22 protein-coding genes are annotated in these 20,778 nt (G+C 73.1%); 11 read left to right on the top strand and 11 right to left on the bottom strand.

Annotation, left to right across the window (positions count from 1 at the left end):
• Positions 1–202: 202 nt before the first annotated feature.
• Positions 203–631 (top strand): DUF2267 domain-containing protein, encoded by a 429-nt coding sequence (locus KBX46_RS23960; RefSeq protein WP_088948032.1) that lies wholly within the window; start codon positions 203–205, stop codon positions 629–631.
• Between the two features lie 45 nt (positions 632–676).
• Here KBX46_RS23960 and KBX46_RS23955 read toward each other — a convergent pair whose 3' ends face one another.
• On the bottom strand, positions 677–1,456 hold the full coding sequence (locus KBX46_RS23955) for a DUF72 domain-containing protein (RefSeq protein ID WP_210794134.1): 780 nt from the start codon (positions 1,454–1,456) through the stop codon (positions 677–679).
• 157 nt (positions 1,457–1,613) lie between these two features.
• Between KBX46_RS23955 and KBX46_RS23950 the strand changes: the two genes are divergently transcribed.
• Positions 1,614–1,919 (top strand): hypothetical protein, encoded by a 306-nt coding sequence (locus KBX46_RS23950; RefSeq protein ID WP_099853213.1) that lies wholly within the window; start codon positions 1,614–1,616, stop codon positions 1,917–1,919.
• A 9-nt stretch (positions 1,920–1,928) separates the two neighbouring features.
• On the top strand, positions 1,929–3,203 hold the full coding sequence (locus tag KBX46_RS23945) for a cupin domain-containing protein (RefSeq protein WP_210794133.1): 1,275 nt from the start codon (positions 1,929–1,931) through the stop codon (positions 3,201–3,203).
• A 75-nt stretch (positions 3,204–3,278) separates the two neighbouring features.
• Here KBX46_RS23945 and KBX46_RS23940 read toward each other — a convergent pair whose 3' ends face one another.
• From KBX46_RS23940 to KBX46_RS23920, 5 genes are all read right to left on the bottom strand, one after another.
• Positions 3,279–3,941: a hypothetical protein gene (locus tag KBX46_RS23940; protein ID WP_210794132.1), complete on the bottom strand. Its 663-nt coding sequence runs from the start codon at positions 3,939–3,941 to the stop codon at positions 3,279–3,281.
• On the bottom strand, positions 3,938–6,613 hold the full coding sequence (locus tag KBX46_RS23935; protein WP_210794131.1) for an FtsK/SpoIIIE domain-containing protein: 2,676 nt from the start codon (positions 6,611–6,613) through the stop codon (positions 3,938–3,940). Before KBX46_RS23935 ends, KBX46_RS23940 begins: the two co-directional genes overlap by 4 nt.
• On the bottom strand, positions 6,606–7,754 hold the full coding sequence (locus KBX46_RS23930; RefSeq protein WP_210794130.1) for a hypothetical protein: 1,149 nt from the start codon (positions 7,752–7,754) through the stop codon (positions 6,606–6,608). Before KBX46_RS23930 ends, KBX46_RS23935 begins: the two co-directional genes overlap by 8 nt.
• A 5-nt stretch (positions 7,755–7,759) precedes the next feature.
• On the bottom strand, positions 7,760–8,020 hold the full coding sequence (locus KBX46_RS23925; protein ID WP_088948039.1) for a hypothetical protein: 261 nt from the start codon (positions 8,018–8,020) through the stop codon (positions 7,760–7,762).
• Positions 8,021–8,172: 152 nt separating this feature from the next.
• A complete protein-coding gene (locus KBX46_RS23920; protein WP_088948040.1) occupies positions 8,173–8,565 on the bottom strand; it encodes a hypothetical protein in 393 nt (130 codons plus the stop codon).
• A gap of 141 nt (positions 8,566–8,706) precedes the next feature.
• Here KBX46_RS23920 and KBX46_RS23915 point away from each other — a divergent pair, with 141 nt between their 5' ends.
• Genes KBX46_RS23915 through KBX46_RS23905 form a run of 3 tightly spaced genes read left to right on the top strand, consistent with a single transcriptional unit; the run spans position 8,707 to position 11,812 of the window.
• Positions 8,707–11,262, top strand: coding sequence for an ATP-dependent Clp protease ATP-binding subunit (locus KBX46_RS23915; protein ID WP_088948041.1), 2,556 nt, complete (start codon positions 8,707–8,709; stop codon positions 11,260–11,262).
• Positions 11,259–11,462 carry a hypothetical protein gene (locus tag KBX46_RS23910; RefSeq protein ID WP_210794220.1) on the top strand — a complete coding sequence of 68 codons (204 nt, stop codon included), beginning with the start codon at positions 11,259–11,261 and terminating at the stop codon, positions 11,460–11,462. The genes KBX46_RS23915 and KBX46_RS23910 overlap by 4 nt, the downstream gene beginning before the upstream one ends.
• Complete coding sequence (locus KBX46_RS23905; RefSeq protein WP_210794129.1) at positions 11,462–11,812, top strand: DUF3140 domain-containing protein; 351 nt, start codon at positions 11,462–11,464, stop codon at positions 11,810–11,812. The genes KBX46_RS23910 and KBX46_RS23905 overlap by 1 nt, the downstream gene beginning before the upstream one ends.
• A 57-nt stretch (positions 11,813–11,869) precedes the next feature.
• Here KBX46_RS23905 and KBX46_RS23900 read toward each other — a convergent pair whose 3' ends face one another.
• The 3 genes from KBX46_RS23900 to KBX46_RS23890 form a co-directional block, all read right to left on the bottom strand.
• Entirely contained in the window at positions 11,870–12,115 is a 246-nt protein-coding gene (locus tag KBX46_RS23900; RefSeq protein ID WP_088948044.1) for a hypothetical protein, read from the bottom strand.
• 57 nt (positions 12,116–12,172) lie between these two features.
• Positions 12,173–13,153: a LysR family transcriptional regulator gene (locus KBX46_RS23895; RefSeq protein ID WP_088948045.1), complete on the bottom strand. Its 981-nt coding sequence runs from the start codon at positions 13,151–13,153 to the stop codon at positions 12,173–12,175.
• Between the two features lie 86 nt (positions 13,154–13,239).
• Positions 13,240–13,842 (bottom strand): hemerythrin domain-containing protein, encoded by a 603-nt coding sequence (locus KBX46_RS23890; RefSeq protein ID WP_210794128.1) that lies wholly within the window; start codon positions 13,840–13,842, stop codon positions 13,240–13,242.
• A 204-nt stretch (positions 13,843–14,046) separates the two neighbouring features.
• On the opposite strand from KBX46_RS23890, the gene KBX46_RS23885 reads away from it, so the two are divergent.
• The gene (locus tag KBX46_RS23885) at positions 14,047–15,375 is read left to right on the top strand and encodes a M20/M25/M40 family metallo-hydrolase (RefSeq protein ID WP_099853237.1); all 1,329 of its coding nucleotides are present in this window, start codon (positions 14,047–14,049) and stop codon (positions 15,373–15,375) included.
• Positions 15,376–15,433: 58 nt separating this feature from the next.
• Positions 15,434–16,096 carry a hypothetical protein gene (locus tag KBX46_RS23880; protein ID WP_141909300.1) on the top strand — a complete coding sequence of 221 codons (663 nt, stop codon included), beginning with the start codon at positions 15,434–15,436 and terminating at the stop codon, positions 16,094–16,096.
• Between the two features lie 54 nt (positions 16,097–16,150).
• On the opposite strand, the gene KBX46_RS23875 is transcribed toward KBX46_RS23880, so the two are convergent.
• The gene (locus KBX46_RS23875) at positions 16,151–16,342 is read right to left on the bottom strand and encodes a DUF5703 family protein (protein WP_013734349.1); all 192 of its coding nucleotides are present in this window, start codon (positions 16,340–16,342) and stop codon (positions 16,151–16,153) included.
• A 272-nt stretch (positions 16,343–16,614) separates the two neighbouring features.
• Here KBX46_RS23875 and KBX46_RS23870 point away from each other — a divergent pair, with 272 nt between their 5' ends.
• Positions 16,615–17,523, top strand: coding sequence for a hypothetical protein (locus KBX46_RS23870; RefSeq protein WP_210794127.1), 909 nt, complete (start codon positions 16,615–16,617; stop codon positions 17,521–17,523).
• Between the two features lie 61 nt (positions 17,524–17,584).
• On the opposite strand, the gene KBX46_RS23865 is transcribed toward KBX46_RS23870, so the two are convergent.
• On the bottom strand, positions 17,585–18,556 hold the full coding sequence (locus tag KBX46_RS23865) for an aldo/keto reductase (RefSeq protein WP_088948054.1): 972 nt from the start codon (positions 18,554–18,556) through the stop codon (positions 17,585–17,587).
• Positions 18,557–18,742: 186 nt separating this feature from the next.
• On the opposite strand from KBX46_RS23865, the gene KBX46_RS23860 reads away from it, so the two are divergent.
• Both KBX46_RS23860 and KBX46_RS23855 read left to right on the top strand, forming a co-directional pair.
• A complete protein-coding gene (locus KBX46_RS23860; protein ID WP_030332780.1) occupies positions 18,743–19,795 on the top strand; it encodes an LLM class F420-dependent oxidoreductase in 1,053 nt (350 codons plus the stop codon).
• The gene (locus KBX46_RS23855; RefSeq protein ID WP_088948055.1) at positions 19,792–20,628 is read left to right on the top strand and encodes an undecaprenyl-diphosphate phosphatase; all 837 of its coding nucleotides are present in this window, start codon (positions 19,792–19,794) and stop codon (positions 20,626–20,628) included. The genes KBX46_RS23860 and KBX46_RS23855 overlap by 4 nt, the downstream gene beginning before the upstream one ends.
• Positions 20,629–20,778 lie beyond the last annotated feature (150 nt).

The following is a 20,778-nucleotide window of genomic DNA, read 5'->3' as shown; positions in this document are numbered from 1 at the left end:
GCAGACGACACGGAGGTGACGGGGATGACGGTTCGAGTGGTGACGGATCGACGGCGCGGTGCCGTCCTGCACGTGGTCGGTACGGCGGACAACGCCCGCCGCGCGCCGCAGGGCAGCCCGGTGCGGGCACGCCGCGGCCCATCGGGGCCGCCTCGCCGCGCGGATGACCGACGGTGGGACAGCACGGAACGGGGGTCGAACGATGGCTGACTCGATGATCTCAGCGTTCGAGTCCTCGCTGGACAAGACGAACCTCATTCTCAAGGACATCGAGAACGCCTACGGCTGGCCGAAGGAACGGCGCAACCAGTCGTACGCGGCTCTGCGCACGGTGCTGCACCTGCTGCGTGACCGGCTGCCGGTGGACGAGAGCGTCGAGTTCGCCCAGCAGTTGCCGGTGCTCGTGCGGGGGATCTACTTCGACGGCTGGGTGCCGTCCGACGTGCCGATCAAGCTCAACCGGGACGACTTCCTCTACGAGGTCCGTCAGGGCTTCCCGTACGACGCGGAGGGCGGCCCGGAACGGGTGACGCAGGTGGTGCTGGACACCCTGCGCCGACACGTCACCCAGGGCGAGTGGCAGGACGTGAAGGACACCATGCCCAAGGACCTCGCCAAGATGATGCCGTGACGGCCTGACGCTCGTGAGCCCGTCCGAGGAACGCCTCGGGCGGGCTCAGTCGCCGGAGGTGTCCGCCTCGGCCGGCGTCGGCACCCGCGACACCGGGTGCCCGGCCGCACGGGCCAGCGCGGCGAACGCGACAGCGTCCACGATGGCGGCGCCGCCCGGGTCGTTGTTGAAATAGACGTACGCCGGCTCGTCCTCGCCGAAGGCGTCGGTCAGCCGCCGCACCCATGAGGTGAGCGCCGCGCGGCCGTAGCGGGGCCACGGCCGTGCCCGCCCCTCGTGCAGGCGCAGGTACCCGAAGTCCGTGGTGCGCCAGCGCGGAGCGACCGGGCGCCCCAGCCGGTCGGCCCACACCAGCGCGGCCCGACGCCGTTCCAGCACCGCCCGGGTGGCGTCGGTCCACCAGGAGGGGTGCCGGGGCTCGACGGCGACCCGCACCTCGGCCGGGAACAGCCGCAGGGTCGCGTCGAGCGCGTCGACGTCCGCCCGGAGGTTCGGCGGCAGTTGCAGCAGCACCGGGCCGAGACGGTCACCCAGCGCGGTGGCGCGACCGAGGAACCGGGCCACCGGCTCGTCCGGATCGCGCAGCCGCTTGATGTGGGTGAGGTAGCGGCTCATCTTCACCGCCACGCAGAAATCCGCCGGTGTGCGCGCCCGCCAGGCGGCGAAGGTCTGCCGCTCCGGCAGCCGGTAGAAGGCGTTGTTGACCTCGACAGTGGCGAACCCGGCCGCGAAGTGCTCCAGCCAGAGCCGCTGCGGCAGTTGTTGCGGGTAAAAGCGGCCCCGCCAGTCCCGGTACTGCCAGCCGGACGTGCCCACCAGGATCACCACCCCATCCTGGCACTCTCCGCCGCCGCTCGCGAACTGCCCGTGTCGCCCCGGTTCGGCGTCTACGGTGAGGGTTAGAGAAGATCGCGCGTGGGGTACCACCCGCAGCACGACGGACCCCGGCGCACGGCGGGGCGGCACACCCAAGGGAGTACCGATGGCACTCAACGATGACGACATGCAGACCATGGGCGGCGGCGGCGCGGAGGGCCCGGCCGACGGTGGCGCGACCCCCGGTCAGCACGACGGTGGCGCCGACGGTGGCGCGGAGGGTCCCGCCGACGGTGGTGCCACCCCGGGTCAGCACGACGGTGGCGCCGACGGCAGCGCGGAGGGTCCCGCCGATGGCGGTGCCACCCCGGGTCAGCACGACGGTGGCGCCGACGGTGGCGCGGAGGGTCCCGCCGATGGCGGTGCCACCCCGGGTCAGCAGGACGGCGGCGCTGACGGCAGCGCCCGGTAGCGGCACATCATGACGCACCTCGACCCGCCGGGCGGCCACGGCCGCCCGGCGGTTCCGTCCGCGAACGCCGCCGAGGCACTGGCCCGTTGCGTCTCGGTCGAGCCGGCCAAGTTCGCCGCCGCGCACTGGGGACACACCCCGCTGCTCTCCCGCGCCGCCGAGCTGCCCAACGCGTCGGGCTTCGCCGACCTGCTCAGCCCCGCCGACGCCGACGAGCTGCTCAGCCGGCGCGGTCTGCGTACCCCCTTTCTGCGCGTCGCCAAGGACGGCCAGTTGGTGCCGGCGGCGCGCTGGACCGGCGGTGGCGGCGCGGGCGCCGAGATCGGCGACCAGGTGCTCGACGAGCGGGTCCTGGAGCAGTACGCCTCCGGCGCCACGTTGGTGTTGCAGGGCCTGCACCGGATCTGGCCACCGCTCGTCGACTTCGCCCGTGACCTGGGCCTCGCGCTCAACCAGCCGCTACAGATCAACGCCTACCTCACCCCGGCGGGCAGCCAGGGGTTCGCCACCCACTACGACACCCACGACGTGTTCGTCCTCCAGGTCGACGGCCGCAAACACTGGCGGATCCACCCGCCCGTGCTGCCCGACCCGCTGGAGAAGCAGCCGTGGGGTGGCCGCGCCGACGAGGTCGGCGCCACCGCGCAGGGCCAGGCCGCGCTGGACGTGGTGCTCGCCCCCGGCGATGCCCTCTACCTGCCCCGGGGTTGGCTGCACAGCGCGCAGGCGCAGGACGCCAGCTCGCTGCACCTGACCGTGGGCATCCGCGCGCTCACCCGCTACGCCCTGGTCGAGGAGCTGTTGGCGCTGGCCGCCGAGGACCAACGGCTGCGGGCCAGCCTGCCGTTCGGCACCGACGTCGCCGACCCGGACGCCATCGAGCCGGAGCTGACTGAGACGGTCGAGGCACTGCGGGACTGGCTCCTGCGCGCCGACCCCGGTGCGGTCGCCGCGCGCCTGCGCCAACGTGCCTGGCCGGCCGCCCGCCCGGCACCCATCCGGCCGCTCGCCCAGGCCGACGCGGTGGCCGCGCTTGACGCCGACTCCCAGGTCACCCTGCGTCCGGGCCTGCGCTGGCAGTTGGTGCCGCACGGGTCGGACTCGGTGGCGCTGCGGCTGTTCGACCGGACGATCACCCTGCCTGGTGACTGCGAGGCGGCGGCTCGTGTCCTGCTCAGCGGCGCAGTGACACGGGTCGGTGACCTGCCCGGGTTGTCCGACGACGCCGACCGGGTCACCCTGACCCGTCGACTGCTGCGCGAGGCCGTCCTGGTCCCGGCCTGACCTCGCCGGCCCGCGCGTCCCGCCGGTCTTGCGCTGTCGGCGCTGTCGGCGGCGTCCACCCGGCCACCCCGCGCGTCAGCGGCCGAGCACCAGCAGCAGCACCGTGGTGACCACCCCGGCGCCGAGGACCACGGTGATCGGCCGGGGACCGAGCATCGCGTGCCGGCGGTCGGCGAGCACCCGCGCCGGCACCAGACCGATCAGCGGCCCGAACAGGGTCACCACCAGCGCCAGCACCGGCATCCCGACCGCGAGATCGCCGCCGTACCCGACGCCCAACGCCCGCGCCCCAACCCCCAGGGCGTACGCCAGGACGGCGCCTGCCACCCCGCACAGCGCCAGCAGCGGGTTGACCGAGCCGGGCAGCTCACCCGGCTGCCCGGCGCGGTCGAGCAGGTCACGGGCCTTTCCGAGCAGCAGCACCGGATCGGTGGCCGTGGTGCCGTTCGCGGGTGCGGGCGGGCCACCGAGGCGACGGGCGCCGAGGCGCGAGCGGACCTGCTGCCACAGGTGGGCTACCTCCGCATCGACGCGTTTCTGCTGTTCGCGGGCGGCGACCAGCTCCTCCTCGGCGTACTGGAGCTGCTCGGCTGCGTCGGCGACAGCCTGCTCGGCAGCGGCGCACTGCCGCTCGTACCAGGTGTGCGCCTCAGCGCGCTGCTCACCCACTCGTGCGGTGAGGTCAGCAAGCCGTCTGAGCTGGGCTGTGTACGTCTCGCTGGCCACCGGTTCGTTCATCGCGACGGACCATAAGGGATGATCACCTGTCCGGTGCGGTGCACCGCCCGGTCGAAGAAGAGGCCCCGCCAGGGGCGGGGATACCAGTCCGGGCCGCCGGTGCCCGGGTAGAGCGAGGAACCCAGCTCGCCGCCGTGGGTGTCCAGCGCCACCCAGGCGCCGATCTGGTCGGTACGCGCGGCCGGCCCGCCGAGGTCGGCACGCATCCGTGCCACTCCCCGCCACCAGGCCAGCACGTGCGTCCGTCGTTCCGGCCCGTCGTGCAGGATCCGCCGCAGCTGCTCCAGCCCGGTGCGTCGACCGGCTCGGGCGGCCAGCGCGCCGGCTGCCGCATCGACAGCGAACAGCAGCAGGTAGTGCGGGCTCCCCGGCCCGGTCAGCCCGTCGGCCGTCTCGGCCATCAGCTCACCGACGGTCTCCTCGTCGTACCAGGCGGCGTCGTCGGCCAGGTCGTCGTAGAGCGCACGGGCGATCGGGTCAGCGTCGGCGTCGAGGCAGGCGATGGAGAACCGGGCGGTGCCCGGCGGGTGCTGGCGGGCCAGTGAGCGGGCCGCCGCGTCCAGCACCGCGCAGGCCTCGTCCACCCGGGTGCCGAGCACGGCGAGGTTGCGCCCGGGGGCGCGCGGCAGTCGCAGCGCCGCCGAGCGGGACTGCACGTCGATGATCTCGCCGAGCAGGGCCACCGGGCTGCGCGGCACGCTCCCGTCCGCGGGCGCGGCGAGCGTACGGAAGTCCGGGGCGTCCGCCAGTCGGGGAATCGCGTCGCCGTCGAAGAGCCGGGCCGGTGCCGCGTCGGCCGGGCGCATCCGCCACAGCCGGTGCTGCAAGCCGCTCCACGTCTCCCAGTCGCTGGCCGACGGGATCCGGGCGACCTCGTTGCCCTCCACCATGCCCGACTCGGCGTTGACCACCGCGTGCCAGCGAGGCAGCGACTGCGCCGCGTCGTTGCGTTCGGCGAGGATCCGCAGCGCCTTGGGCAACGCGATGCGCAGGGTGAACTGGGCGACCAGCGCGGGACGGCCCCACAGGGCCTCGATGCCCCGTACGTCCTGTGAGGCGAGCACCAGGTGGATGCCCTGGGACCGGCCGCGTCGGGCCAGGTCCTCCAGCAGGTCGGCCGACTCCCGGGCGACCACGTCCCGACCGGCCAGCAGCATCTGGAACTCGTCGACCACCGCGACGATCCGTGGCCAGTGCCCGGTCGGGTCGACGGCCCGCAGCTCGGCCAGCTTGGTCACCTCGTGCTTCTTGGCCGCGTCGGCGCGCCGACGCAGCTCCTCGGCGAGGAAACGCAGCAGCGCCAGGCCGAACTCCCGGTCGGTGTTGACGTTGATCCCGACCAGGCGCATGTGCGGCAGCCAGCTCGGGTCGCGCCGGCCCTGCGCGAACCGCGCGAAGGACACGCCCTCCTTGAAGTCCAGCAGGTAGAACTCCAGCTCGGCGGGGGAGTAGCGGGCGGCGAGGGCGCCGATCCACGCGAAGATCAGGTTGGTCTTGCCGGTGCCGGACGGTCCGCCGATCAGCGCGTGCGGTGGATAGTCGCCCAGCGTCAGCCGCACCGGCCGGCCCTGCGGCCCCTCGCCGATCGGCGCGGTCAGCCCGTCGGATGAGTCCTCCCGCCACATCAGCTCCGGCGGGGGCAGCAGGTCCGCGAACGGGGTCGGCGGTGGGCCCGCGTTCACCCGGACGGCGATCTCCCGGCACGTCTCGGTGACCAGCGTCGCCGGTGGCGGTGGATCGAGGCGGACGGGCAGCCCGGCCGACCCGCCGATGCGTGCGCCGGACACCCCGGCCACCACCCGGGTCACCGTCGGGTCCTCCGGCAGCGGCACACCGTGGACCACCAGGTGCACCCCGCAGGCCGCGCCGGCGCGTACCACCCGGTCCAGTTGCCCGCGCTCGTGCCGGTTGAGCTCATCACCGCCGAGCAGCACCGCCACCCGCCACGGCTCGGGTCGTCGGCCGGTCGCCGCGGCCAGCTCGCGCAACGACGCGTACTCGCCGGCGAGCACCGTCTCGTTGATCCGGCGGATCTGCTCCACCAGGTCGTCGAGCAGTGGGCCCAGACCGCCGGGGCCGACGAAGGTGAGCAGCCCCGCCGTGCCCAGCGGCGCGAACCCGGCCAGGCCACCGCCGAGCTGCTCCGGGTCGTACCCGACCAGGCGTACCGCGCCCGGGTCGGCGCGGCCGGCGGCCCGCAGCAGCAACGCGGACACCACGGCGTCGCAGCCGGCGCGATCCTCCCCGGACAGGTGTACGTGTCCGGCGTCGAGCAGCGGCACCAGCGCGGGCACCGGGTCGACGCCGTCGATCCGGACCGTGCCGACCCGTAGCGCGCCGGGTGGCTCCGCACGGCGGGCGGGCGTCGGGGCCCACCCCGCCCAGTCGGCCCCCGCGCAGCCCGGCGCCTCCTGCCGGGCCGCATCGGCGGCGCGCCGGGCCAGCTCGGCGATCCGGGTCGAGTAGCGGGCGTCGATCTCGGCGACGCGGCGGTCCCGCTGGGCGCCCACCCGGCTCGGTACGGCCGCAGCCGCCCGCTCGACCCGGGCCAGCCGTTCGCGCCCGGCGGTCAGCTCGGCCTGGGCGGCGGACAGGCGGGTACGGGTCGCACCCAACGCCTCGGCGAGGGTGTCGCGGACCCGGCTGGCCAACTGGCCGCGCCGGTCAGCCATCGGAGCTCCGTCGAGCCGGCGCGTCCCGCCACGGGCTGCCCGAGCGCGGCGGCACACCACCGGAGCGGGGCGGCACACCATCCGTGCGCGGCGGCAGGCCACCGGGGTGCGGCAGCAGGCCACCGGAGCGCTGCGCACCCGGCCGCTGAACAGCACCGCCGACGCGCGCGCCCGCGCCCGCCGACTGTCCGGCCCCGCCCGACTGCCCCGCGCCGGCCGGCCGCCCGGCCCGCGCCGGTTGCCCCGCACCGCCTCGTTGCTCGGCCCCGTTCGCTTGTCCCGCGCCCACTGGCTCTTTCACGCCGCCTGCGGGGAGGTCCCGGCCGAGTCGGGCGAGCAGCAGCCCGGTCGCCACCCCGGCGGTGACCGCGGAGTCGGCCGCGTGCGGCGGCTCCCCGGAGGCGCGCGGTGGCGGCATTCGGCACACCCGGGTCAGCAGTGTCTCCAGCACCGGCGGCGGCAGCCCGGGCAGCAGGTCGCGTACCCGCCCGTCCAGCTCACCGCGCAGCCGCCCGAGGTCGGTGGCGCGGGGCGGGTGCCCCAGCAGCTCACCGGCCAGCTCGCGCAGCAGGGGCGGCGCCAGCGCCGCCATGCCCAGCCCCACGTCGGCCGGAGCCCGGCGCAGCTCCTTGCGGAGCCGGTCCCGGTCGCCGGAGCGGACACCACCCACCACTCGGCGCAGCAACTCCTGGGAGTCGTCCACCCGCTCGTCGGGTTCGTCGTCGGTGCCCTCGCGCCCGCCGGTCAGCTCGGCCACCCGCACCGACCACCAGCGGCTCATTCGCACCTGCTCCGCCGGCTCGGGCGCGACCGCTGTGGGCCCGGCGGCCGGCGGCGTGTCGTGTCGGGGAGCGCGTTGTTCGGGGCGGGGCGCCGGGGTGCCGTCCGCGCCCAGCCCGATCGCGGTCATGTACGCCGAGAGCTGCTCCTGTGCCACCCGCAACGCGTAGCCGGCGCTCTCGGCGTGCTCGGTCGCGGCGGACAGCTCCGGCACCCCCATCGGGTTGGCCGACTCCTGGCGTACCCAGCGCAGTCTCTCCGCTGCCAGGCCGAACTTCTCCAGCGCCTGCCCGAGCAGGGCCACCGGGAACTCCTCGCTGGCGGCACGGACCTGCCCACCGACGTCCTCGATGATGGACATGGTGCCTACAGGGTGGCGACGTAGAGCTGCGCCTGCTCCACCGCGACCAGTGTCGCGGCGAGACACTCCTCCAGCTCCTGGCTGGCCTGTGTCAGCGACGACTGGGCCGCCTCCACCGTCTCGTGCCCGCTGCCCTCGAGCGCGCCGGCGAGGGTCTGCTGCGCCTCGGACAGTTTCTCGCCGGCCGCCTGCACGGCTGTCTGCCCGTCCCCGATCTGTTGGAGGGCAACATCAATGGCAGCCTTCAACTCGGCGACGCTCGCCACGGCGGAACCTCCTGGGGGCGGGGAGATCTCCATTAGAGCCTATCGGGGGCCGCGAAAGAACATCCGCCCTGTCGGTGTTCCTGCCCGCCTGTCCGGAAGGCACCCGGAAGTGCCGGGAGTCCGTTCTGTGGGAGTCCCAGTGCGAGAATTTCTCAGTTGCTGGCGGGAGCCTCGCGGAGCCAACGCGGGCCGTACACCTCGGCGCCCAGCGCCGTCACCCGCCCGCGCAGCTCCCGGTCCGCGGTGACCACCAGCCGACGGCGCTCGGGCGCGTCGGCCACCAGCTCGACCACTGTGTCGTCGCCGGAGCCGGCGGCCGAGACCACCCGCACGCCCTCGGTGCCCGGCACGTCCCGCGCCGCACCCTCGACCACCAGCACCACCTCGACCGGGGCGGGCAGCCGGGCCGGCAGCCCGACGGTCGCCACCGGGGCGAGCGAGTCGCGTAGCCGGGCCGCGGCGCCGGCGCGGTCACGCCACCACCCGTTCGGGCGGGAGCCGACAACGTTGGCGCCGTCCACGATCAGCAGCGGGGTCTCAGTCATCCCCTCAGCCTGCCACCAAACGGCCGGCCCCGGCCGGACGCCACTCCCGGAATGCCGCTGCGCCACCACCTGCGGCGTTTGTCGGGCCGCGCGCCGGGTAGCCCCTGCCGACCGTGCCGCGCCCGACTGCGGAGGACAGACATGATGGGACCCGGTGACATCGGCTCCGACCCGTGGGACGAATTCCTGGCCAGATACTTCGGCCGGGGCGAGGGAGGGCGCCGGCCACCGCACCGGGTCGACATCACCCGTCTGATGACGGCCGACGCCCGGGAGATGCTGGCCGACGCCGCCCGGCGGGCCGCCCAGCGCCAGAGCAGCGACCTGGACACCGACCACCTGCTCTGGGCGGCGCTGCAACGCGAACCCCTGCGGGACCTCGTACGCCGGGCCGGCGCCGACCCGGACACCCTGCTCAACGCGCTCGGGGGGAAGGGCGACGGCGCACCGCGCGGGGAGGTGCCGCCGAACCTGTCGTTGACCCCCGCCGCCAAGCGGGCGCTGCTCGACGCCCACCAGCTGTCCCGGGCGATGGGCGCCAACTACATCGGCCCTGAGCACATCCTGATGGCGTTGCCGCTCAACCCGGAGTCGCCGGCCGGGCGGATGCTGGCCGCCGGCCGGATCCAACCCGAGTCGTTGCAGGCGGCCAACGCCGAGCGCGGGCCGATGAACGGCCCGAAGCCGGATCGCGGCACGCCCACCCTGGACCAGTACGGGCAGGACCTCACCGACCTGGCCCGCAACGATCAGATCGACCCGGTGATCGGACGGGCCGACGAGATCGAGCAGGCCGTGGAGATCCTGTCCCGGCGTACCAAGAACAACCCGGTGCTGATCGGCGAGGCCGGTGTCGGAAAGACCGCCATCGTCGAGGGGTTGGCCGAGCGGATCTGCGACGGTGACGTCCCGCAGACCCTGCTCGGCAAGCGGGTCGTCCAACTCGACCTGGCCGGTCTGGTCGCCGGCACCCGCTACCGGGGCGACTTCGAGGAGCGGCTGAAGAAGGTGATCGACGAGATCCGGGCGCACCGGGACGAGCTGATCATCTTCATGGACGAGATCCACACCCTGGTCGGGGCGGGTGGCGCCGGCAGCGAGGGCGGGATGGACGCGTCCAACATGCTCAAACCCGCGCTGGCCCGCGGCGAGCTGCGGGTGATCGGCGCGACGACGCTGGACGAGTACCGCAAGAGCATCGAGAAGGACGCGGCGCTGGCCCGGCGCTTCCAGCCGGTGCTGGTGCCCGAGCCCGGCGTCGACGACACCATCGCCATCCTGCGTGGTCTGCGCGACCGGTACGAGGCGCACCACCAGGTGCGTTTCACCGACGAGGCGCTGGTCGCGGCCGCCGAGCTGTCCGACCGGTACGTCACCGACCGGTTCCTGCCGGACAAGGCCATCGACCTCATCGACCAGGCCGGCGCGCGGGTGCGGCTGCGCACCCGCACGCCCGCCTCCGACGTGCGGGAGCTGGAGCAGGAGCTCGACGAGGTACGCCGGGACAAGGAGCAGGCCGTCAGCGACGAGCAGTACGAGCGGGCCTCCGCGCTGCGCGACCGGATCTCCGAGCTGGAGGAGGAGATCCGTCGGGCGAACGGCGACGACGGGTCGTCCTCGCAGGTGCCCGAGGTGGGTCCGAAGGAGATCGCCGAAGTGGTCTCCCGCGCCACCGGCATCCCGGTCAGCCAGCTCACCGAGGAGGAACGGGACCGGCTGCTGCGCCTGGAGGGGTACCTGCACCAGAAGGTGGTCGGTCAGGACGACGCGGTCACCGCGGTCGCCGAGGCCGTCCGTCGTTCCCGGGCCGGGCTGGCCGACCCGGAGCGGCCGATGGGCAGCTTCCTGTTCCTCGGCCCGACCGGCGTCGGCAAGACCGAGCTGGCCCGCGCGCTGGCCGAGGCGCTGTTCGGCGAGGCGGACCGGATGGTCCGGGTGGACATGAGCGAGTTCCAGGAGCGACACACGGTCAGCCGGCTGGTCGGCGCGCCACCCGGATACGTCGGCTACGAGGAGGCTGGTCAGCTCACCGAGGCGGTGCGTCGCCGCCCGTACGCGGTGGTGCTGCTCGATGAGATCGAGAAGGCCCACCCGGACGTCTTCAACATCCTGCTCCAGGTGCTCGACGACGGGCGGCTGACCGACAGCCAGGGTCGCACGGTGAACTTCAAGAACACCGTACTGATCATGACGAGCAACCTCGGCTCGGAGCTGATCACCGGCGCCCAGCGCTCGGTCGGCTTCGGCAGCGGGGACGTGGGCAGCGAGCAGGAGAGCAACGAACTGCGGGAGAGGCTGATGCGCCGCCTGCAGGAGAACTTCCGCCCGGAGTTCCTCAACCGCATCGACGAGGTCATCATCTTCCGCCGGCTGGAGGCCGAGCAGCTGCGCGACATCACCGCGCTGCTGCTCGAGGAGACCCGCCGCCGCATGCACGCCCAGGACCTCCAGGTGGAGTTCACCACCGCCGGCATCGACTGGCTCGCCGAGCACGGTTACCAGCCGGAGTTCGGCGCCCGACCGCTGCGCCGGGTGATCCAGCGGGAGGTGGACAACCACCTGTCCCGGATGTTGCTGGAGTCGGCGATCTCACCGGGGCAGAAGGTCATTGTGGACGCCCGCGACGGCGCGCTCACCTTCGACGTGACCGCAGGCGAGCGGGGGTACACCGCCGCCACGACCACCCACCCGCGATGAGCGGGCCGGCGCGACGAGACGAGCACGAGGAGCCGCGCGAGCCTGCGAAACATCGGGACGAGGAGGACCATCCCGACCCGATCCTGGCGCCGCCCACCGCGAACCCCCGCCGAACGCGGCTGGCAGCCGAGGGCCTGCGTCCGTTGACCGACCAGGACGACCCGGAGACGTCCGGGCCGCCGCCCGGAGAGGAGACCTGATGGTACGCGAAGCGAGGCTCGACCCCGAGGTGGAAGTGCTCTGGGAGGACTTCCACGCCGAGGTCAACGTCCCGTCGGAGCAGCTGCGAACCTGGCTGCTGACCCGGGGTTCCGGGGAGGAGTCGTTCAGCCCGAACCCGAACCTCGACCTGCCCCAGCCGGGCCGGGAGATCCTCAAGGTGCTGAACAAGCGCAAGGTGGACCTCACCCCGGAGGACATCGAGGTGATGCGGGAGGCGGTCGAGCGCATCCGCGAGCTGATGGACGCCAAGCCGTCGCGCGGAAACGCCGACGACAACTGGCGGCACTCGTTGCTCGACCTGGGTCACGACCCGCTCATCGAACGCTGACTGAGCGAACGCACGACGGTGCCGTCCCGGGCGGGGACGGCACCGTTCGGCGTCCTGCTACTGGCCCTGGTCGGGTTCCAGGCTGCCGATGGTCAGGCCGGCCGCGTCGGCGGCGGCGTCCCGGTCACCGCGGGTCTGGTCCTCCCGGGTGAGCAGATTGGCGTACTCGGTGACGTCGGCCGGGTCGGGCACCGCCGGTAGGCGGCGCAGGAACGCCTCCACCTGGCGGGTGGCGGCGGTGTGCGCGGCGGCCGCCTGGCGCAGCAGTTCGCGGTCGTCGGCGGGCGGGTAGAGGTCGGTCATGTCCGCCAGATACCCGGCCAACGGCGGTTCGCACCGCCACCGGCAGGGAATACCGGCTCAGACCGGTCGGATCCCGCTGGGTCGCCGCACACCGAACCCGGGATTGCTCAGCAGCCAGGACAGGTATTCCGGATGCGGGGCCAGCGAGTCGACGTACGCCGCCTTGGCCGTCTCCAACACCAGGTCGGCGCCCTGAGCGGCGGGGGAGTCCGGGTGCCAGCCGAGCAGGAGCCGCCAGCGCAGCGGTGTGCCGGCGATCCGGCGGGTCACCAGCCCGGCCACCGGGCGGAAGGTCGCCTGACACAGCGCCACCGCCACGCCGGCGTCCACCAGGTCGACGCAGCCGCGGATGTCGGTCTCGTACACCTTGCGGGGGGTGAAGCCGGCGCGGGCGCAGGCGGCGGCGAAGCAGTCGCCGAAGCAGCCGTCGCCCGGCGCGGCCACCCACTGCTCGTGGCGCAGGTCGGCCAGGCGCACCTCGTCGCGTTCGGCGAGGGGGTGCGACTCCGGCAGCAGCACCAGCACCGGGTCGATGGCCACCTCCTGCCAGCTCAACCCGAACCCGGCCGACGGGATGGCGTCACCGCACACACCGGTGAGCGCGAAGTCCAGTCGGCCGCCGGCCACCAACTGCGCCAACTCGTCCACCGACCAGGACGCGAACGTGGTGATCTGGGCGGGCGGGTGTTCGGCCGCCAACCGGTGCACCAGCCGGCCCAGGATCGGGCTGTTGACCCCGCCGAACCGGTAGCACGGCGGTGCCCCGCCGGCGCCGGCCAGCCGGGCCGCCTCGTCCTGAAGTCCCTTCATCGCCGGCAGCAGGACCCGGGCCCGGGCCAGCACCAGCTCGCCGAGCGCGGTGGGCCGGGCGCCGCGCCGGTCCCTGTCGAACAGCGGGCCGCCCAGGGTCCGTTCGATGCGCTGGAGCTGGGCGGTGAGCGCCGGCTGGGCCAGGCCGAGCGCCGACGCCGCCTTCGTCACACTCCCCGTCTCAGCGATCGCGCAGACCACCCGCAGGTGACGCAGCTCCAGGTTCATAGGGTGACGGTAGGACCACGGGTCAGCCGGCGGAATAGCCCGAGCGGATCGGTGATAATGAATGCATTGGCGAGCGTGGCCTTGCCTCAGTCGCGGGGTGGCTCCGGCAGGTCCGCCAGGTACGTCGGCCGCCGGGTCACCACGTCGAGCACCTTGTCCACCACGCCGACCGCCGGCTCCACGATCCGGTTCCACGGAGGGGTGCCCGGAGTGCCCGGGTGCGGCCGGGTCGGCGCCGCCTCCTCGGCGATCTCCAGTCGGTTGCCCAGGCGGATCAGCTCCTCATCGGTCGCGACCGCGCGCAACTCCGTGACAAGCCCGCCCACCCCGTCGACGTGCTGACGGACCCGCTCGGCGACCTCGGTCAACGCATCATCCGTCAGCCCCTTCAGGGCGTTCAGCAGACCGGCGTCGGCCGCGATCTCGGCGTCCACGCGCTCGGTCGCGGCCGGCAGCGCGGCACGCACCGCCGGCAGCAGGTACTGCTCCTCGGCGGACAGGTGCCGCGACAGCGCGGCGCTGAGCACCGGCAGCCCTCCCTGCGGCGTGGCGTCCGGGCCGGTCAGCTGGTCCAGCAGCGCCATTAGTTGCCGGTGCTCCCGGTCCACGATGTCGGCGATGCTGCGACCACCGGGCCGGAAGCCGTCCTCGGGTGCGGGCGGCAACGGCGGCAGGGGAACGGTGGACATGGTGCCCTCCTCGACTGGCGGGCGGAAGCTCCGGCAGGGACGTACGGTCGCAGGCGGCGGTACCCGAACGCGCTCACGGCGAAACCGACCCGTCGATGTGTCGGCGCGTGCGCGACGGGTGCGTGGCCTGGCCGCGCCACCGCTCCGACCGGTCCGCGCCGGTGCGCCGGCCTGTCGACCGGCGCGGGCTGGTATGAAGAGGCGATGACGAGCGATGCCGCCTCCGCCCGACCCGACCCCACCGCAGAGGTCGTGGACCTGTGCCGCGACCTGCTGCGCATCGACACCACCAACACCGGGGACAACGACACCAGCGTGGGCGAGCGCCGCGCGGCCGAGTACGTGGCGGAGAAGCTCGCCGAGGTGGGCGTGGAGTCCGTCCTGCACGAGTCCGCACCGGGCCGGGCGAACGTGGTGGCCCGCATCCCGGGCACCGACCCGAGCCGGGGCGCGCTGCTGGTGCACGGCCACCTGGACGTGGTGCCCGCCGACGCCGACGAGTGGTCGGTGCACCCCTTCTCCGGCGAGCAGCGCGACGGCTACCTGTGGGGCCGGGGCGCCATCGACATGAAGGACTTCGACGCGATGGTGCTCGCCGTGGTGCGGCACTGGCAGCGCACCGGCGTACGACCCCCGCGCGACATCGTGCTCGCGTACACCGCCGACGAGGAGGCGGGCAGCGACTACGGCGCGCGTTTCCTGGTGGACAACCACCGTGGCCTGTTCGACGGTTGCACCGAGGCGATCGGCGAGGTCGGCGGCTTCTCCTACTCGGTCAACGACAACCAGCGGCTCTATCTCATCGAGACCGCCGAGAAGGGCATCGACTGGCTGCGGCTGCACGCCAAGGGCCGCCCCGGGCACGGCTCGATGATGCACGACGACAACGCGGTCACCGCGCTCGCCGAGGCGGTCGCCCGGATCGGGCGGCACCGCTTCCCGGTGGTCGTCACCGACACCGTACGGGCGTTCCTGACGGAGGTCTCCGACCTGCTCGGCATCGAGCTGGACCCGGACGACCCGGAGACGGCCATCGCCAAGCTCGGCCCGATCGCCAACATCATCGGCGCGACGATCCGCAACACCGCCAACCCGACCCGGTTGAGCGCCGGCTACAAGGACAACGTCATCCCCGGCCGGGCCACCGCCACCATCGACTGCCGCAGCCTGCCCGGCCAGTCCGAGCTGCTGGAGCGGCAGCTGCGCGAGCTGGTCGGCCCGGACATCGCGATCGAGTACGTCCAGCGGCAGCCCGCCCTGGAGACCACCTTCGACGGTGACCTGGTCGAGGCCATGTCGGCGGCCCTGCGCGCGGAGGACCCGGGAGCACGGCCGGTCCCGTACATGCTCTCCGGCGGCACCGACGCCAAGGCGTTCTCGCAGCTCGGCATCCGCTGCTTCGGGTTCGCCCCGCTCCGGCTGCCCGCCGACCTGAACTTCTCGGCGTTGTTCCACGGCATCGACGAGCGGGTTCCGGTGGACGGACTACAGTTCGGCGTGCGGGTGCTCGACCGGTTCCTCCGCACCTGCTAGCCGTGTCCGGCAGTTGCCGCCGGCACGCAATCTCCCCATCGTGAAGGGACTGCCCCACATGACCGACCAGCACGGTGAGCTGGACGCCGCTCTCGAGCGCGTGATCGAAGCGGCCCGCCACCACCTGGCCGCCGTACGCGCCGCTCAGGGCCGCGTCGACGACGACGACGTCTGGCAGGCGTACGTGGCGTTGAACAACGCCTCCTTCGCCTACGACGAGCGGTTGCTCGACGCCTTCGGTGAGGTGACGCCGTGGGATGTCGACTCGATCGACCCGGACGAGGCCGACGAGCGTTTCGGCGGCGTCGACGGGGCCGAGGCCAGCGACCCGCACCCGCGGGTGATCTCGGTACGCCAGCGTCGCGACTACCGGGTGCCGAGCGTCGCCGCGCTGCTGCGGGTGGCCGAGGCGGCCCGGCGCGAGGGCACTCCCGAGGACGACGAGCCGGCACCGGTGGAGGGCGTCGGCGAGGCGGTGCTGGAGCTGCTGCAGAGCGGCGACGGCTCGCTCGGCGCGCTGGACGTCCCCGAGCTGGAACCGCTCGACGGGGTGGTCATGGTCAGCGAGGTGGGCACCCCGGTCGACCTGGAGTCGTTCGACGACGACGACGCGGTCGGCCCGTTCCAGCCGGCGGCCGACGACCGGCTGGTCGGTCGGCTCGACGAGCATCCGTTCCTGGAGCTCGACGACGACCACGACCACGCCGGGCACCAGCACTAGGTCGGATCACGCCCGGGGCCCGGTTCGGGGCCCCGGGCGTTTCCGCCCGACTCTTCAGTACGACAGGCCCGGCTGCGGCTGGTTGACCCGCCGGCGACGCAGCACCACCTGCCGCGTGCCGTCGCGGTACAGCCGCACCCGGGCCAACTCCCATCCTGAGAACTCCGCCTGGATCGCCAACTGCGCCGCGGCGGTCAACCGGTCGACGTTCGGCGGCAGCCGCAGCGGCGCGTATTCGTAGTCCATGCCATCCATGCTGCCCAGCCCAGCGGCCATTCGCCACCCCCTCGGGGGTGACCAACGACGCTGGCGTGGGCGGTTCGTGCCGCCCTGTGCGCGCCGCCCGGTCTCGGACGGGCGGCTGGAGCGCCGACCCCTACTGCCTCGTCGGGCAGGCGGCTATCGCCCGTGGAAGACCAGATCGACCGAGCGGTGCAGGGCGGCTCGGACTGGATCGACCAGAATGTCTTCAGGCAGCCGCCGGCAGGTCAGCCGTCGGGCCGCTAGGGAGGCGACGGGTGATGTCAGGGGAGCGGGGTCGGCTGGGTCGGTTCACCGACGCGGTGCTCGGCGGCGCGCGGGCAGCCCGGGACAAGGCCCGCGAGCTGCGGGACGAGTTTCGCACCAGCGACGAGCCGGAGCGCGCCCTGGTGGCGCCGCTCCTGCTCGGGCAGGAGCTCCGCTACGTGGGCCTCGGCCCGGTCCGAGCCCCGGACACGCACAAGGCTGGCCGGCAGCTCGCCGACGTGATGACAAACGAACTGGTCGACTCGCTCGACCCGAAGGTGCTGTTCGGGCTGCTCAACATCGTCAACCCGGTGGTCTGGGTGGACGCCGTGCTGACGCCGGTGCGGCTGGCCGCGGGCGTACTGCTGCTGCCGGGCAAGGCCGGTGCCATCGCTGCCGGTGTGCCGGAGCTGGCGGCGCCGGAGCCGGGCCTGCCCCAGCAACCCGCCCAACGGGAGCCGATCCCGCTCACCGAGGAGCAGGAGGCGTTCCGGGCGCTGTTCCGGCTCAGCCTGTACCGCCCGCTGGCCGACCAGCTGGCCGAGATCGCCTACCGCCGGCGGTACGTCTTCAGCGGCGACCTCGCCACCCTCGCTGGGAGCCTCCTGCTCTTCCTGGAGCGCTACACGGGTACCCCGCTGGCGGTGACGGACACCCACCTCCACCTACTGCGGATGGGTCCCCGCCCGGACGCCGACCGGCCCGACCGCCGTCAACCGCGGGTGCTGTGGAGTGTGCGCCGCGACCGGGTGGCCCGGGTCGACTCCGAGCGTGGCGCGAGCGGGCTCGTGCAGCTCGCCTCCACCATCGTGTTCGACGACGGCTCGTGGATCCGACTCACCCAGCCCGCGCTCCGCGACGACCAGTCGCGCTTCCTGACCGCGATCCAGGACCTCCCCGGACAGCGTCCGACGCCGTGACCGGGACGGCGTCGGGCGCGGTGCGCTGGCCGACGGGTCTGCCCGTGACCCGGCGCGTGGGTCAGCCGTCGCGCTCGGGGTAGCCGACCGGCACCGCCGAGACGTCGTCCAGCGCTGTGGTGATCTCCTCGGGCAGTGTGATCCGTTCCACCTGGAGCGCGCCGAGCAGCTGCCCCACCGTCCGGGCGCCGAGGATCGGCGCGGTCACCCCGGGCCGGTCCCGGATCCAGGCCAACGCCACCTCCAGCGGCGACACACCCAGCCCGCCGGCCGCGGTCGCCACCGCCTCCACGATGCTGGAGCAACGCGGGTCCAGGTACGTGGCGACGAACCGCTCGAAGTGCGGCGACGCGGCCCGCGAATCCGCCGGACGGCCGTGCCGGTACTTACCGGTCAGCACTCCCCGGCCCAGCGGCGACCAGGGCAGCACGCCGAGACCGAGCGCGTCGCAGGCGGGCAGCACCTCCCGCTCCACACCCCGCTCCAGCAGCGAGTATTCGACCTGGGATGCGACCACCGGCGCCCGCCCCGGCCAGGCGGTCTGCCAGGCGGCGGCCCGCGCGGTCTGCCACCCGGAGAAGTTCGACACCCCGACGTAGCGGACCTTGCCGCTGGCCACCGCGTGGTCCAGGGCGGCCAGGGTCTCCTCCAGCGGGGTGTCCGGGTCGTACCCGTGCACCTGGAACAGGTCGACGTGGTCGGTGCCCAGTCGCCGCAGGGACGCGTCCAACGTCCGCAGCAGGTGCCCCCGGGAGCCGTCCCGGCGCCGGCCGCTGCCCGGGCGCAAACCGGCCTTGGTGGCGATCAGCAGCTCCTCGCGGGGCACCAGGGAGCCCAGCAGTGAGCCGATCACCGACTCGGCGTCGCCGTCGCCGTACACGTCGGCGGTGTCGATCAGGTTGCCGCCCGCGTCCAGGTAACTCTTCAGCTGGGCGGCCGCATCGTCGGCGTCGGTGTCCCGGCCCCAGGTCATGGTGCCGAGCGCGAGCCGGGAAACCGCCAGCCCGCTTCGGCCGAGCGGTCGCTGTTGCATGGGTGAACCTTATTTCGAACCTGCCGCCAGAGATATCCTCGCTCCCGTATCTCTGCCGGTTCTGCCGGTTCCGCCGCCATGGGCTGCCCCGATGGAGGGGGGACCAAAGGTGTCGAGCCGGTGATCGAGTCTGTTATCGGCATTGCGTAACCTGGTGCGACCTGTGCCACGGATGGGGGAGGACCAGTGCGACTCGGGCTCAGTCTCGGATACCAGACGGCGTGGAGCACACCGGCCGACCACCTGGCGTTGGCCCAGGAGGCCGACCGGCTGGGTTACTCGGTGGTGTGGGCGGCGGAGGCCTACGGCTCCGACTCGCCCAGCATGCTCGCCTGGATGGCCGGCCAGACCGAACGGATCGACGTCGGCGCCGCGGTGATGCAGATCCCCGCGCGTACGCCGGCGGCCACCGCCATGACCGCCGCCACCATCGACGCGCTCTCCGGTGGTCGGTTCCGCCTCGGCCTGGGCGTCTCCGGCCCGCAGGTCTCCGAGGGCTGGCACGGTGTGCGGTTCGCCAAGCCACTCGCCCGGACCCGCGAGTTCGTCGACATCGTCAAGCTGGCCATCGCCCGCAAGGAGGTGGCGTACGACGGCGAGCACTACACGTTGCCGCTGCCCGACGGCCCCGGTAAGGCCTTGCGGCTGGGCTTCCACCCGCCACGCGAGCACATTCCGATCTACCTGGCGGCGGTCGGCCCGAAGAACCTGGAGCTGGCGGGCGAGATCGCCGACGGCTGGCTGGCCGTGTTCTACGCCCCGGAGTTCGCCGAGGAGCAGCTCGCCTCGGTCCGCGCCGGGCGGGCCAAGGTCGGCAAGGAGTTGGCCGGGTTCGACGTGGTGCCGTCGGTGCCCGTGGTGATCGGTGACGACGTGGCCTCCTGCGCCGAGCTGGTGCGCTGGTACGCGGCGCTGTACGTGGGTGGCATGGGCAGCCGCCAGCAGAACTTCTACAACCAGCTCGCCACCCGGATGGGTTACGGCGACGCCGCCCGCGAGGTGCAGGACCTGTATCTGGCCAAGCGGCAGCGCGACGCCGCCGCCGCCGTACCGATGGAGTTCATCGACCGCACCTCGCTGCTCGGCCCGAAGGAGCGCATCGCCGAGCGGATGCGGGAGTACGCTGCCGCCGGCGTCACCACGCTGTCGGTGACCCTGTTCGTGGCGGACCGGGACAGCGGGGTGCAGACCCTGCGTACCGTCGCCGAGGCGCTCGACCTCTCCGGAGTTGGCGAGTGACCTGGGTCGAGGCCATCGTCCTGGGCATCGTCCAGGGACTGACCGAGTTCCTCCCGGTCAGCTCGTCGGGGCATCTGCGGATCACCTCGGCGATCTTCTTCGACCGTGACGCCGGGGCGTCGTTCACAGCGGTCACCCAGCTCGGCACCGAAGCGGCCGTGCTGATCTACTTCGCCAAGGACATCTGGCGGATCACCCGGACGTGGCTGGTCGGCATCAGGGACAAGTCGGTGCGCTCCAGCCTCGACTACCGGATGGGCTGGTACGTGATCGTCGGCTCGATCCCCATCGGGCTGTTCGGCTTCCTGTTCAAGGACCAGATCAAGACCGCTGGGCGCAACCTGTGGGTGGTGGCGACCACGCTGATCGTGTTCGCCTTCGTGCTGGCGTTCGCCGAATACTGGGGGCGGCAGACGCGTACCCTGCAGAACTTCCGGATGAAGGACGGCGTGGTGATGGGCTTCGCCCAGGCCATGGCGCTGGTGCCCGGGGTGTCCCGCTCCGGCGGCACGCTCACCGCCGGCCTGTTGCTCAACCTCACCCGGGAGGCCGCGGCACGCTACTCGTTCCTGCTGGCCATCCCGGCGGTGGTGATGTCCGGCGTGTTCAGCCTCGGGGACGTCTTCGAGCCGTCCGCCCCGGGCACGTCCGTGCCCACCGTGGCGCAGACGATCGTGGCCACCGTCATCGCCTTCGCCATCGGCTACGCGGCCATCGCGTGGCTGTTGCGCTACGTCGCCCACCACACCCTGTACGTCTTCGTGCTGTACCGGGTCGCGCTGGGCACCCTGGTCCTGGCTCTGCTGATGACCGGCACGATCAGCGCCACCTGATCCGCCCGCACTTCGGCCCCCGCCCCCTCGCAGAGGAGGCGGGGGTCTTTCCGTGGCCAAGGCGGGCCGTTTCCGCTGGTCCGCACAACGAGGACTTAGCGGTTCTATTCTCCTGATATCGGGCTGTCTCCCCGGGTGGGATCTGTCGGT

This window comes from Micromonospora sp. C81, assembly GCF_018070425.1.
In the GTDB taxonomy this organism is placed as follows: domain Bacteria; phylum Actinomycetota; class Actinomycetes; order Mycobacteriales; family Micromonosporaceae; genus Micromonospora; species Micromonospora zamorensis.
Note: the sequence above shows the minus strand (reverse complement) of the source record. Positions and strands in the feature narration are given on the sequence as shown.

Coding starts and splice junctions, on each gene's coding strand:
- KBX46_RS23930 (WP_210794130.1), bottom strand. CDS start 7,754: ATGTCCATCATCGAGGACGTCGGTGGGCAGGTCCGTGCCGCCAGCGAG.
- KBX46_RS23935 (WP_210794131.1), bottom strand. CDS start 6,613: ATGGCTGACCGGCGCGGCCAGTTGGCCAGCCGGGTCCGCGACACCCTC.
- KBX46_RS23895 (WP_088948045.1), bottom strand. CDS start 13,153: ATGAACCTGGAGCTGCGTCACCTGCGGGTGGTCTGCGCGATCGCTGAG.
- KBX46_RS23875 (WP_013734349.1), bottom strand. CDS start 16,342: ATGGACTACGAATACGCGCCGCTGCGGCTGCCGCCGAACGTCGACCGG.
- KBX46_RS23905 (WP_210794129.1), top strand. CDS start 11,462: ATGGTACGCGAAGCGAGGCTCGACCCCGAGGTGGAAGTGCTCTGGGAG.
- KBX46_RS23920 (WP_088948040.1), bottom strand. CDS start 8,565: ATGACTGAGACCCCGCTGCTGATCGTGGACGGCGCCAACGTTGTCGGC.
- KBX46_RS23915 (WP_088948041.1), top strand. CDS start 8,707: ATGATGGGACCCGGTGACATCGGCTCCGACCCGTGGGACGAATTCCTG.
- KBX46_RS23880 (WP_141909300.1), top strand. CDS start 15,434: ATGACCGACCAGCACGGTGAGCTGGACGCCGCTCTCGAGCGCGTGATC.
- KBX46_RS23865 (WP_088948054.1), bottom strand. CDS start 18,556: ATGCAACAGCGACCGCTCGGCCGAAGCGGGCTGGCGGTTTCCCGGCTC.
- KBX46_RS23900 (WP_088948044.1), bottom strand. CDS start 12,115: ATGACCGACCTCTACCCGCCCGCCGACGACCGCGAACTGCTGCGCCAG.
- KBX46_RS23945 (WP_210794133.1), top strand. CDS start 1,929: ATGACGCACCTCGACCCGCCGGGCGGCCACGGCCGCCCGGCGGTTCCG.
- KBX46_RS23960 (WP_088948032.1), top strand. CDS start 203: ATGGCTGACTCGATGATCTCAGCGTTCGAGTCCTCGCTGGACAAGACG.
- KBX46_RS23950 (WP_099853213.1), top strand. CDS start 1,614: ATGGCACTCAACGATGACGACATGCAGACCATGGGCGGCGGCGGCGCG.
- KBX46_RS23940 (WP_210794132.1), bottom strand. CDS start 3,941: ATGAACGAACCGGTGGCCAGCGAGACGTACACAGCCCAGCTCAGACGG.
- KBX46_RS23885 (WP_099853237.1), top strand. CDS start 14,047: ATGACGAGCGATGCCGCCTCCGCCCGACCCGACCCCACCGCAGAGGTC.
- KBX46_RS23910 (WP_210794220.1), top strand. CDS start 11,259: ATGAGCGGGCCGGCGCGACGAGACGAGCACGAGGAGCCGCGCGAGCCT.
- KBX46_RS23890 (WP_210794128.1), bottom strand. CDS start 13,842: ATGTCCACCGTTCCCCTGCCGCCGTTGCCGCCCGCACCCGAGGACGGC.